Consider the following 11,797-nt stretch of genomic DNA (forward strand, 5'->3'; position numbering starts at 1 on the left):
AGCCCTGCGGCTGTCGCGACGCGGCCCGGTTCGGCCCCGTCGCCGCAGCCCGGCCAGGGGGCGGTCGTCCAGCCCTTGCCGCAGCAGGTTGCGGCAGGGGATGAGGCGCGTCGGGATGACGACGGGCTCACCCTGAAACGCCTTCCCACGCTGGAAGAGCTGGCCAAGATGTCCCCGGAAGATTTCGAGGGGCTGATCGGGCGCAAGGTCGAGTTCGACATGCCCCCGCAGGCGCGCCGTGCGATGACCCACGTCGGCCTCTTCGATGCCGATGAAGGCGGTCTGGCTGCGGATTCGCTTCAGGGCGGCGATCCGGCGCTGCTGCGTCTGGCGCTTTCGGGAAATCGCGGCGCGCTGGTTTCGCGCTGGGGGCACATCGCGCTGCGCCGCGCGCTGCTCTCGCGCCTCGATGCGCCCGAGGGCATGAGCGCGCAGGATTTCCTCGCGCTGCGCGTGGCCCTGCTGGTGCGCATGGGCGAATATGATGCGGCCCGCGCGCTGCTGCAGGACATCGACATCGCGAACTACACGCCCGAGATCGGCGCGCAGGTGCTGGACGTCTATCTCGGCACGGCGGACATGACCGGCCTGTGCCCGATCATGGCGACGCAGGGCTCGATGCGTAGCGATGCCGAATGGAATGTCGCTGGCGCCATCTGCGATGCGTTTCGCGGCAACAGCAACGCGGCGCTGTCGCGCCTCGATCGCGACATGACCCGCAAGGAAATGCCGCGCATCGATCTCCTGCTGGCACAGCGCTATGCGGGCGCGGCGGGCAAGGCGCGCCGTGCGGTCACCATCGAGTGGGACAATGTCTCGGGCCTCACGCCCTGGCGTTATGCGCTGGCGCGTGGGGTCGGTATCGCGCCGCCCGAATCGCTCATGGCCCCCACCGAGGGACGTTATGATGCGGCCACGGCGCTGGCGCCGATGGTAGGGTTGGAGCGCCGTGCCAAGGCCTCGGTGCGGGCAGGGGCCTCGGGCATCCTCTCGAATGCGGCGCTGGTCGATCTCTATGCGCAGCTTTACGCCGATCCCGATACGGGGAGCGCCTGGCAGACGCGCGCGGAAAGCCTGCGCGATGCCTACGCGCTTCCCTCGTCCTCGGCGCGCATCGCGGCGATGCGCACGTTGTGGAGTGAACTGGACGACGATGGCAGCGCCTATTGCGGGCGGGTCCTGACCGCGGCCGCCGCCGCGCGGATCGCGCCGAGCGAGGATGTCGCTGCCGAAGCCCCGGCTCTGCTGGGCTCGATGCTGGCGGCCGGCTTCGATGCCAATGCGGCGCGCTGGGCGCCGGTTGTCGAAGGTGGCAGTGAGGGCTGGGCGCTGATCGTGCTGGCAGCCCCGGGGGCAAACCAGAGCGCGTCGTCCGGAAGCCTCGACAGCTTCATCGACGAGGACGCGAGTGCCGGCAAACGCAAGGCCGGGTTCCTCGTGGCCGGGCTGGCCGGGCTGAACCGCATCGATCGCAGCCGGGCGATGGGCTATTCGAACGATCTGTCCCTGGCGCTCGATGGCGAGACTCGCTGGACGCGGGCCATCGATGCGGCGGCGGCGCGGGGTGATGCGGCGAGCGTGGTGATCCTGGCAGGCTTTGGCATGCAGGGCGCCAACTGGCGTCAGATGACCCCCCGTTATCTCTACCACATCGTGTCGGCCATGCGTGAAGTGGGACTTGAGGCCGAGGCGCGCATGATCGCGGCCGAGGCGGTCGCGCGCACCTGATCGCGACCGGCGTGGAGGCGTGATGGCACCGCGGGAGGATCCGCTCGAGGCGTTCCTCACCATGATGGCTGCCGAGCGCGGTGCGGCTGCCAACACCCTCGCCGCCTATCGCAGGGACCTGGAGGGCGCGCGCTCGGCGCTGGGGGACCTGGCCGGAGTGGACGCAGAGGCGCTGGCCTCGCTGGCCGATCATTGGGCCTCGCTCTCGGCCTCCAGCCTTGCGCGCAAGTGTTCGACTTTGCGTCAGTTCTACGGGTTTCTCGTCGATGAGGGCTTGCGCGAAGACGATCCTTCGCCTGCCTTGCCGCGTCCACGCACGCGACGTCCCTTGCCCCGGCTGCTCTCGCGTGAGGATGTGACGCGTTTTCTCGCGCAGGCGGAGGACGAGGCGCAGGGCGGCGAGAGTGGACCCGTTCGCCTGCTGGCATTGCTGGAGCTGCTCTATGGCTCCGGGCTTCGCGCAAGTGAGCTGGTGGCGCTGCCTCTGGCCGGAGTGCCGCGCGACACGCCGTTCCTGCATGTTCAGGGCAAGGGCGGGCAACAGCGCATGGTCCCCGTCAGTACGCGCGCGCGCGCGGCGCTGTCGCGCTGGCTTGCGGTGCGCGGGGAGGCGGCGGGCTCGCGCTTCCTATTCCCCTCGCGTGGAAGTTCCGGGCATCTGACCCGCATTCGCCTCTTCCAGCTGCTGCGCGATCTGGCCGTTCGTGCCGATCTCGACCCAGCGCGGGTGTCGCCGCATGTTCTGCGCCATGCCTTTGCGACACATCTGCTGGAGGGCGGGGCAGACCTGAGGGTGCTGCAGACACTGCTGGGCCATGCCGATATCGCCACGACCCAGATCTACACCCATGTCGACAGCGCACGGCTCGTCGCGCTGGTCAATGAGCGGCACCCTCTGGCCAGGCGCACAGGCTGAATGGCGCTGACGCTCAGGGCGACACAAGTGCTGCTGTAAAGTCTGCCGACACATGTGTGAGGCGCGCACACAAAAACGGGCGGCAGGATGTCCTGCCGCCCGCTTATGTACCCAGTTACGCCGAGATGGCGAACTGTAAGGCCGGAGCCCTCGAAATTAGCTGTTGGCGTTCGAGAGCGTGTTCGACGTGGTGTTGAAGGTGTCGCTCAGGTTCGTGCCGAGGCTGGTCATCGCGGTGATCGCGGCAACGGCGATGAGGGCGGCGATCAGGCCGTATTCGATCGCGGTGGCACCTTCTTCGTTGCGACGCAGCTTGGTGAGGAACTTCATGAAATGTCTCCTGATGTAAAGCAGTCTTGTGTACCCGGTCCGGCGCGGCCTCACTTTGTCTCAGGCTTGCCGAACGTCTTGATTGGTAGGTTGGAATAGTTGAAAAATGTTTAAGTCTGCAGAGACCTAGCCCGATGATGAGATGGCTTCGGAGGTCTTGTCGTTGACGTTGCCCCACATGCCGATGGTCTCGTCGGCGACGCTCTGCATGGCCACGACGATGACGAGGGTGATAAGGCCCATGATCAACCCGTATTCGATTGCACTCGCGCCCTGGGCGTCGCGAAGCAGGGTTTGCATTCTGGTCAGGGGGAGCATCGCGGCCTCGGACCTCGTGGTGATTGGAATGACCTCGAAATTTGCGGATCGAGCTTAAGGATTCATTAAATGAAGGCGACAAAGTGGAAAAAAATCTGACACCGCTCGTGGTGGTCGCGGTGGCGCTGGTCGATGCGCGAGGGCAGGTCCTCATGCAGCAACGCCCTGAGGGAACGATGCACGCGGGCCTCTGGGAATTTCCGGGCGGCAAGGTGGATCCCGGTGAGAGCGCCGAGGACGCCGCTGTGCGCGAGATGGAGGAGGAACTGGCCGTGGGGCTGGATCCGGCATCGCTTGTGCCTGTGGGGTTCGCCAGCGGTCTTTTGGGCGAAGGGAGTACGGGAGGGGCCGCAGGCGGGGCATTAGGGCGCAGGGCGCTCGTCCTTCTCCTCTATGCCGCGCGCGGGTGGGAGGGGGCTCCGGTCTCGCAGGAGGGCGGCCAGGCGCAATGGTATGCGGCTCAAAGTCTTGGAGAATTGGCCATGCCACCGCTTGATTACCCGCTGGCCGATGCCCTTAAGATTTGGCTGAAACACGATTTTTCAGAAAAATATGCAGATAGGTGTTGACCGACTCCGATTCCTTTTCTAGAGGCGCCTCTCCAACGCGCCCGTAGCTCAGCTGGATAGAGCATCAGACTACGAATCTGAGGGTCGGACGTTCGAATCGTTCCGGGCGCGCCATTTTCTCCGAATGGCTTGTTGGAGTACATGGAGAGACAAAAGTGCATGCGCGCCCGTAGCTCAGCTGGATAGAGCATCAGACTACGAATCTGAGGGTCGGACGTTCGAATCGTTCCGGGCGCGCCATTTTCTCCGAATGGCTTGTTGGAGTACATGGAGAGACAAAAGTGCATGCGCGCCCGTAGCTCAGCTGGATAGAGCATCAGACTACGAATCTGAGGGTCGGACGTTCGAATCGTTCCGGGCGCGCCATTTACTCCGAATGGGTTGTTGGAGTACATGGAGAGACAAAAGTGCATGCGCGCCCGTAGCTCAGCTGGATAGAGCATCAGACTACGAATCTGAGGGTCGGACGTTCGAATCGTTCCGGGCGCGCCATTCACTTCCAAGCGTTTACCGCATCAAAAAAGCCGCATCCCTCGGGAGTGCGGCTTTTTTGTTGTCCATGGTCCGGAGAGCCTCGCGAGGGGCGAGGGCGGGCGTTCAGGCCTGCCGCTCGCGGTTCTCCTCTCCCTGGCGCAGGAAGCCCTGCGAGAGCCCGTGGTAGAGCTTGGTCTGGCACACCAGCTTGCTGGCCGCATCGGCGATGATGGCGGTCAGGAAGAGGGGCAGGATCATGCCCCTGTTGGCGGTGGTCTCCATGAGGATGATGACGGCCGTGAGCGGTGCGCGCACGACGCCCACGAAGTAGCCGGTCATGCCCAGGAGGACGACGGCGGGCATTGCGTCATCGGGGAAGGCGAAGGTGAGCAGTTCGCCAAAGCCCGCGCCCACGGAGAGAGAAGGGGCAAAGATGCCGCCCGGAGCTCCGGAAACCGCCGTTGCGGCGGTCGCCAGGAACTTGGCCGGGCCAAACCAGCCCGAGGGCGTGGATCCGCCCTCAATCATCAGCTTGGTCGTTTCGTAGCCCGTTCCCCAGGTCGCACCGCCGGTGGCGACGCCCACGATGGCGACGACGAGGCCGCAGGCAAAGGCGGAGAGCACCGGACGCTTGCGGATGGCCTGAAAGACCGGGTGTCCGCTGCGCGCGAAGGAGAGCATGATGCGGGCAAAGAGGCCGCCGGCAATACCGCCCAGGATCCCGGCGACGGGCGTGATGAGGAGCACCGAGGTCAGTTCCAGCGTCTCGTGCATGACGCCGAAGTAGACGTAATCGCCTGCGATGCCGAGCGAGACGAGACCGGCGATGACGACCGCGCCCATGACAAGGACGGCGACGCGCTGCTCGAAGGCGGAGGCGAGCTCCTCGATGGCGAAGGCGACACCGGCGAGCGGCGTGTTGAAGGCCGCCGCGACACCGGCCGCGCCGCCCGCGATAAGGACGCCTGCGGTCATCGGCACGCGCATCACCTTGTGGCAGGCGACCATGATGGCCGCCGCGATCTGGACGGTGGGGCCTTCACGGCCGACCGAGCCGCCTACGAGCAGCACGCCGACGGTCAGCAGCAGCTTCACGACCGCGGTGGGGATCGTGAGGAGGCGGGTATAGGCAAGGTCGAGGTTCTTGGTCGCGGCCATGACCTGCGGGATGCCCGAGCCGCGTGCCGCGGGGCTGACCCGGTTGGTGAACCACACGATCGCGGCAAAGCCGCAGGGCGTGAGCGCGAGCGTCAGGTAGATATTGTCGGACTGGAAGCGGGTGAACAGTTCCTGCGCCTTGTCACCCATCCAGGCAAAGGCGATGGCGATGAGCCCCAGGATGATCGCGCCGATGGCGGTGGCAATGCGGCGGCGGGCAAGGTCGAGCGATGAGTCGAAGCTGTGAAGAGCCTGTAGAATGCGTCTCATGCGCGCAGGGAAGGTCAACGCGGGTCCAATCGTGGTTATAAGGGGCTTGCAGGTCTCGTGCAGGTTGTTGCCGGGACAATTTCTGCGCCCTCTTGCTCCAAACCTGCGATGAATCGCAAGGTATTTCCCCGGATTTCCGCGCGCAGGGGCTGAAGTTGCAATCTATGCAACGCGGTTTCGGGCCGCTTTTCGGAACGCGCCCATGAAAAGGGCCGGGATGGTCTGTCCATCCCGGCCCCGTTTCATCCGTGTGCCTCCAGCCAGAAGCTGGAGCCGAAAGTCTTATTCGGCAGCGGGGCTTTCCTCGGCAGGCGCGGCCGGAGCCGAGCCGCCGATGGCCTGCGCAAAGGCGGCCGCGGTCATGCCGATGGCGAGCGAGCCGTCGGGCATGAGGCCGATGTTGGCCTTCTTGAACAGCGCGGTCGCGCCATCGCCGTTGGCGAGTTCCATGGTCACGTCCTCACCCTCGAGCTTGGCAATGGTGCCGAGCACCTGGCCGTCGCTGCTCTTGATCGGGGCGTCGACAACCATGGCCGCTTCCTTGGCCCGGCCGGTTTCGGCCTTGGCGCCCATAACGGCGGATTCGAGCTGCGCCTTGGTCATGCCGATGGTCAGACCCTTTTCGCGCATGGCGAAGGCCTTGGTGGGAAGACCGGCACGGGCCACGCCCGTGTTCACGGTAACCACCTCACCCGCAACGGCTTCAACGGCGCCGACTTCGTTCCCCTCGGGATCGAAGACCTTGGCGCCCACCGTCGGGGCGACCGTCTCGGCTGCGGGAGCCGCAGCGTCCTGCGCCACGGCGGCGGCGGGAGCCAGGCCCGCAGCGAGGATCGCGGCGGCGATGAGCGAATTCTTCATGGTGTACTCCTTGTTTGCTCCATGAGGCCGGTTGGGCTCGACTTCACGGAGGATTGCCCCGGGATAACGCAGGGCCGTGAATTTGGGTCCGGCTCAAGTTGTCCGGACAACGAACGCCGTCCGGACATGAACCGCGCGAGGCCGCGCCGGGCAACAGCGTGCTGCACTGCAAATGGGCGACCAGAGGTGGTGCATATGTTGCACACGCCTAATGGATGACCGCTGAACGGCTCCAGATCAACCGCTAAAATGACACTTTTTCACGGCTCGCTGTTCCATGTCCCTGCTATCTGCTCGCCATGTCTCTGAAACCGTACGTGGGGCAGGGGGCGTCTCTATAGTGTGCGCAGGTGGTACCAGTAATACCTATGCTGCAGTGCACAATTGCAGTCAGCGCAGAGCCCTGATCCCCTTTGCAGAGGGGAACATTCCGGTATGTCGGCACTTTAGAGATCAGCATTCGGGCGCAGCAGGACATGGACATCGCAATGGACGAGGAGGATCACACGGGCCTTGGAACGGACCTGGAGGAGATCTCCGGCCCCTCGGTGTGGCGCTATGCCATGGCGCGCAAGGCCCATGTCGTCATCGATGCGGACGACTATTTCAAACTCGTGCGCGAGGCGATGGAGGCGGCGCGCCAGCGGGTCTTCCTGATCGGTTGGGACTTCGATTCGCGGATCCTGCTCTCCGATGGGCGCCGGTGGTGGCAGAAGGGGCGCAAGCACCGTTTTCCGGCGCGCCTGGGCTCTTTCATCCTGTGGCTGGTGGACCACAACCCGGACCTGGAAGTGCGCATCCTCAAGTGGAATTTCGCGCTCTTCAAGTCGCTGTTCCGGGGCACCATGCTGGTCGACCTGCTGCGCTGGGCGCGGCGCAAGCAGATCGACTTCAAGTTCGACGCAGCGCATCCGCTGGGCTGCAGCCACCATCAGAAGATCGTCGTCCTCGACGATGTCTTTGCGGTGTGCGGTGGCATCGACATGACGACGGATCGCTGGGACACCAGCGAGCACCTGCCGCGCGACACCCGCCGTCGCCGTCCGACCGGGCGCCTCTACGCGCCCTGGCACGACATCACGATGATGATGGAAGGCGAGATTGCCGGTGCGCTTGGCGAATTGGGGCGCGATCGCTGGGACGTGGCGGGCGGCAAGCCGCTCGAACCCTGCAAGGCGCAGGACGAAAGTCCCTGGCCGGAAAGCCTGCACGGTGAATTTCGCGACGTGGAGCTGGGCATCGCGCGTACGCGCGCGAAATATGGCGATTGCCCGCAGGTCAGCGAGATCGAGGCGCTCTTTGTGGAACAGATCCGCTCGGCCCGACGCTTCATCTATGCCGAGACGCAGTACTTCGCCTCGCGCGTTATCGCCGAAGCCATCTGCGAGCGTCTGATGGAAGACGATCCGCCCGAGATCATCATCGTCAATCCCTGGACGGCCGATGGCTGGCTGGAGCAGGTGGCAATGGATACCGCGCGAACGCGGCTTCTGGAGATCGTGCGCGAGGCCGATCACGCGGGGCGCTTTCAACTTTACTATCCGGTCGCGAGCGACGGGACGCCGATCTACGTCCATGCCAAGATCACGATCATCGATGACCGTATCCTTCGCATCGGGTCGGCCAACATGAACAACCGTTCGATGGGGCTCGACAGCGAGTGCGACGTCTTCCTCGACCTCGACCGGCCCGCCAACACAGGGCGGCCCGAACTGGCGCAAACCATCGGCAAGGTGCGCCAGCGCCTGATTGCCGAGCACTGCGCGCTCGACATGGACGAGGCGGCGCGGCGCCTGAAGGAAACCGGCTCGATGCGCACGATGATCGATGGTCTGAACGAGGCGCGCGGAAATCAGGGGCGTCGACTGGTTCCTCTGCCCTTGAAAGAGCTCTCCGATGCCGAAAAGAAGCTGGGCGACAGCGCGCTGCTCGATCCGGAACGTCCTGACGAAATGTTCGAGCCGATCGAACGTCGCGGGTTGTTTCGCCGGAAAGGGGCTCTAATGCGGGTGCGCCTGAAAGAAAGATGGAAAAGGAGAAGGCGCAGATGAGCTGTCTGGACGAGCCGGACATGGACAATCCGCTCGGCAAGCCCGATGTGCCGGAGCACGTCCAGGAGGCCATTCGCACCCTGATCGGCTGGGCGGGCGATGATCCGACCCGCGAAGGGTTGCTCGACACCCCCAAGCGCGTGGCGCGCGCCTGGCTGGAATATTGCCAGGGCTATCAGGAAGATCCCTCGATCCACCTGTCCCGCGTCTTCGAGGAAGTGGGCGGCTACGACGAGGTCGTGCTGCTCAAGGACATCCCGTTCCAGTCGCACTGCGAACACCACATGGCGCCGATCCAGGGCAAGGCGGCAATCGCCTACCTGCCGCGCGATCACGTCGTGGGCATTTCCAAGCTCGCACGTGTCCTGCACGGCTATGCGCGCCGCCTGCAGATCCAGGAGCGCCTGACCGCCGAGGTTGCCCAGTGCATCTGGGATCACCTCAAGCCCCATGGCGTGGCCGTGGTGATCGAGGCACAGCACGGCTGCATGACCGGTCGCGGCGTGCGCACGCCGGGCGTGGGCATGATCACCAGCCGCATGATGGGCACGTTCCTGGAAGACGAGCGCAGCCGCAAGGAAGTGCTCAGCCTGATGGGCTACTGATCCTTCACTGCAGGTCCTGAACGAACGAAAAAGGGGCGGCGCACCATAGGTACGCCGCCCCTTTCTCGTTTCGGATGGTGTCCGGGCTCAGAGCTTGCCGAGCATGTATTCCGCCGCGCTCACCTCGAAGGTGCCCGGAGCCTCTACGTTGAGCTGCTCGACCACGCCGTCGTTCACGACCATCGAGAAGCGCTGACCGCGTGTGCCCATGCCGAAGCCCGAGCCGTCCATCGTGAGGTCCAGCGCCTTGACGAGGTCGCCGTTGCCGTCGGCCAGCATCGTGACATCGGACGAGCCAGCGGCCTTGCCCCAGGCGCCCATCACGAAGGCGTCGTTGACGGCGGTGCAGGCGATCTCGTCGATGCCCTTGGCCTTGAGTTCGGCCGCCTTGTCGACGAAGCCGGGAAGGTGCTTGGCCGAACAGGTCGGGGTGAAGGCGCCCGGAACCGAGAACAGCGCGACCTTCTTGCCCGCGAAGTAATCGGCAGTCTGGACCGGCTCGGGGCCGCTCTCGCCCGCCTTCATCAGCTTCACGTCGGGAAGTTTGTCACCTACGGCGATGGTCATGCGTTCATCCTTCTTGGCATGGGTGTGCGGTTTCGCGTCCCCGATATAGGCCGGGCAGGGCGCCCTGCAATGCCCTTGCGCGCAATACCGAGGGGGCGGGTGGTGCTGCCTACATTTCTGGAATCGGGAAACTCCGGACCCATGCGGATGGCGCGCGAAAGCGGGTGTGCAGGTTTGCGGGATAGCCCTGAGCCGCCCGCGAGGTCTGGAATGATGCGTCTTTGCGAGGTGGCCCGGAGAGGCCGCCCGGTGCGGTCAGGGCGGCGCTGAGTGGTGGTGCGTTTGGGGTGGATATAAAGATGTCTTTATATTCGGTTTGCGTTTTGGCCGGGGGTCCTTTAATCCCTCACCAACCGCCGGCGCTTTCGGGCGTCGACATCATTCACACGATCATTCCCCAGGAGTTCCCTCGTGGCCACAGCTGATACCGCCGTTCACGACTACGCCATCGCCGACATGTCGCTCGCCGATTACGGCCGCGCCGAAATCGCGATCGCCGAGACCGAAATGCCGGGCCTGATGGCCCTGCGCGAGGAATATGGCGCACAGCAGCCGCTCAAGGGCGCGCGCATCACCGGCTCGCTCCACATGACGATCCAGACCGCCGTGCTGATCGAGACGCTGGTCGCGCTGGGCGCCGAAGTGCGCTGGGCGACCTGCAACATCTTCTCGACCCAGGACCACGCCGCAGCGGCCATCGCCGCGCAGGGCATCCCGGTCTACGCCATCAAGGGTGAGAGCCTGGCCGACTACTGGGACTACGTCGGCAAGATCTTTGAATGGGGCACCGAGGCCGACGGCGAGCAGACCGCCAACATGATCCTCGACGATGGCGGCGATGCCACCATGTTCGCGCTGTGGGGCGCGCGCGTTGAAGCGGGCGAAGACCTGTTCGAGCCGAGCAACGCCGAGGAAATCGAATTCGTCCGCTCGCTCAAGAAGTTCCTTAAGGAAAAGCCGGGCTACCTGACCAAGTCGGTCCAGGCCATCAAGGGCGTTTCGGAAGAGACCACCACTGGCGTTCACCGCCTCTACCACATCGCCAAGCAGGGCAAGCTGCCGTTCCCGGCGATCAACGTGAACGACTCGGTCACCAAGTCGAAGTTCGACAACCTCTACGGCTGCCGTGAATCGCTGGTCGACGCGATCCGCCGCGCCACCGACGTCATGCTCTCGGGCAAGGTTGCCTGCGTCGCTGGCTTCGGCGACGTCGGCAAGGGCTCGGCCCAGTCGCTGCGCAACGGCGGCGCCCGCGTTCTTGTCACCGAAGTTGACCCCATCTGCGCGCTTCAGGCCGCTATGGAAGGCTTCGAGGTCGTCACCATGGAAGAGGCGATCACCCGCGCCGACATCTTCGTGACCGCGACCGGCAACGAAGGCGTCATCACCGGCGAGCACATGAAGGGCATGAAGGACAAGGCCATTGTCTGCAACATCGGCCACTTCGACAGCGAGATCCAGATCTCCGCGCTCGACAACTACGAGTGGCAGGAAATCAAGCCGGGCACCGACCTCGTCACGCTGCCTGACGGCAAGCAGCTGCTCATCCTCGCGCAGGGGCGCCTGGTGAACCTGGGCTGCGCCACCGGCCATCCCAGCTTCGTGATGTCGGCCAGCTTCACCAACCAGACGCTGGCGCAGATCGAGCTCTTCACCAAGTCGGAGAACTACAAGAACGACGTCTACGTCCTTCCCAAGTTCCTCGACGAGAAGGTCGCCGCGCTTCACCTCAAGAAGCTGGGCGTCAAGCTGACCGAGCTGTCGCAGCGCCAGGCCGACTACATCGGCGTTCCGGTGGAAGGCCCGTTCAAGCCGGATCACTACCGCTACTGATTTCGGGCGGGCAGCCGGTCTGCTCATCCGTTCTGCAGGACGAGGGGCTGCGCGAAGGCGCGGCCCCTTTTTCGTTATCCGGCACAGTTTTGGGGTGGCCTTGCGGAGAGGGCATTG

The 11,797-nt window shown here is 64.7% G+C and carries 11 protein-coding genes and 4 tRNA genes; 10 read left to right on the forward strand and 5 right to left on the reverse strand.

Annotated elements, in window-relative coordinates:
- Positions 1 to 1,728 (forward strand): hypothetical protein (locus MTR65_RS04530; protein ID WP_243797551.1); only part of this gene is annotated, 1,728 nt, incomplete at its 5' end.
- Positions 1,729 to 1,750: 22 nt separating this feature from the next.
- Positions 1,751 to 2,644, forward strand: coding sequence for a tyrosine recombinase (locus MTR65_RS04535; protein ID WP_243797554.1), 894 nt, complete (start codon positions 1,751 to 1,753; stop codon positions 2,642 to 2,644).
- 156 nt (positions 2,645 to 2,800) lie between these two features.
- Here the strand turns inward: MTR65_RS04535 and MTR65_RS04540 are convergent, their stop codons facing one another.
- Together MTR65_RS04540 and MTR65_RS04545 are read right to left on the reverse strand one after the other, a co-directional pair.
- Positions 2,801 to 2,974 carry a Flp family type IVb pilin gene (locus tag MTR65_RS04540; RefSeq protein WP_243797557.1) on the reverse strand — a complete coding sequence of 58 codons (174 nt, stop codon included), beginning with the start codon at positions 2,972 to 2,974 and terminating at the stop codon, positions 2,801 to 2,803.
- Positions 2,975 to 3,100: 126 nt separating this feature from the next.
- Positions 3,101 to 3,292: a Flp family type IVb pilin gene (locus MTR65_RS04545; RefSeq protein ID WP_327194312.1), complete on the reverse strand. Its 192-nt coding sequence runs from the start codon at positions 3,290 to 3,292 to the stop codon at positions 3,101 to 3,103.
- Positions 3,293 to 3,333: 41 nt separating this feature from the next.
- Here MTR65_RS04545 and MTR65_RS04550 point away from each other — a divergent pair, with 41 nt between their 5' ends.
- From MTR65_RS04550 to MTR65_RS04570, 5 genes are all read left to right on the forward strand, one after another.
- Positions 3,334 to 3,861 (forward strand): NUDIX domain-containing protein, encoded by a 528-nt coding sequence (locus MTR65_RS04550; RefSeq protein ID WP_268739252.1) that lies wholly within the window; start codon positions 3,334 to 3,336, stop codon positions 3,859 to 3,861.
- A 37-nt stretch (positions 3,862 to 3,898) separates the two neighbouring features.
- Positions 3,899 to 3,975, forward strand: a tRNA-Arg gene (locus MTR65_RS04555).
- Positions 3,976 to 4,024: 49 nt separating this feature from the next.
- A tRNA-Arg gene (locus MTR65_RS04560) sits at positions 4,025 to 4,101 on the forward strand.
- A 49-nt stretch (positions 4,102 to 4,150) separates the two neighbouring features.
- Positions 4,151 to 4,227, forward strand: a tRNA-Arg gene (locus tag MTR65_RS04565).
- Positions 4,228 to 4,276: 49 nt separating this feature from the next.
- Positions 4,277 to 4,353: transfer RNA gene (locus tag MTR65_RS04570), tRNA-Arg, on the forward strand.
- A gap of 105 nt (positions 4,354 to 4,458) precedes the next feature.
- Here the strand turns inward: MTR65_RS04570 and MTR65_RS04575 are convergent.
- Entirely contained in the window at positions 4,459 to 5,763 is a 1,305-nt protein-coding gene (locus tag MTR65_RS04575) for a chloride channel protein (protein WP_243797560.1), read from the reverse strand.
- A gap of 282 nt (positions 5,764 to 6,045) precedes the next feature.
- Positions 6,046 to 6,624: a hypothetical protein gene (locus tag MTR65_RS04580; protein ID WP_243797562.1), complete on the reverse strand. Its 579-nt coding sequence runs from the start codon at positions 6,622 to 6,624 to the stop codon at positions 6,046 to 6,048.
- Between the two features lie 476 nt (positions 6,625 to 7,100).
- Between MTR65_RS04580 and MTR65_RS04585 the strand changes: the two genes are divergently transcribed.
- Both MTR65_RS04585 and folE read left to right on the forward strand, forming a co-directional pair.
- Positions 7,101 to 8,675: a phospholipase D-like domain-containing protein gene (locus MTR65_RS04585; RefSeq protein WP_327194313.1), complete on the forward strand. Its 1,575-nt coding sequence runs from the start codon at positions 7,101 to 7,103 to the stop codon at positions 8,673 to 8,675.
- Complete coding sequence (gene folE, locus MTR65_RS04590) at positions 8,672 to 9,280, forward strand: GTP cyclohydrolase I FolE (RefSeq protein WP_243797564.1); 609 nt, start codon at positions 8,672 to 8,674, stop codon at positions 9,278 to 9,280. Before MTR65_RS04585 ends, folE begins: the two co-directional genes overlap by 4 nt.
- A gap of 87 nt (positions 9,281 to 9,367) precedes the next feature.
- Here the strand turns inward: folE and MTR65_RS04595 are convergent, their stop codons facing one another.
- Positions 9,368 to 9,847 (reverse strand): peroxiredoxin, encoded by a 480-nt coding sequence (locus MTR65_RS04595; RefSeq protein WP_243797567.1) that lies wholly within the window; start codon positions 9,845 to 9,847, stop codon positions 9,368 to 9,370.
- 411 nt (positions 9,848 to 10,258) lie between these two features.
- Between MTR65_RS04595 and ahcY the strand changes: the two genes are divergently transcribed.
- Positions 10,259 to 11,680, forward strand: coding sequence for an adenosylhomocysteinase (gene ahcY, locus MTR65_RS04600; RefSeq protein ID WP_327194314.1), 1,422 nt, complete (start codon positions 10,259 to 10,261; stop codon positions 11,678 to 11,680).
- The last annotated feature ends 117 nt before the right edge of the window (positions 11,681 to 11,797 follow it).

Source organism: Novosphingobium mangrovi, from assembly GCF_022818885.1.
Lineage (GTDB): Bacteria > Pseudomonadota > Alphaproteobacteria > Sphingomonadales > Sphingomonadaceae > Novosphingobium > Novosphingobium mangrovi.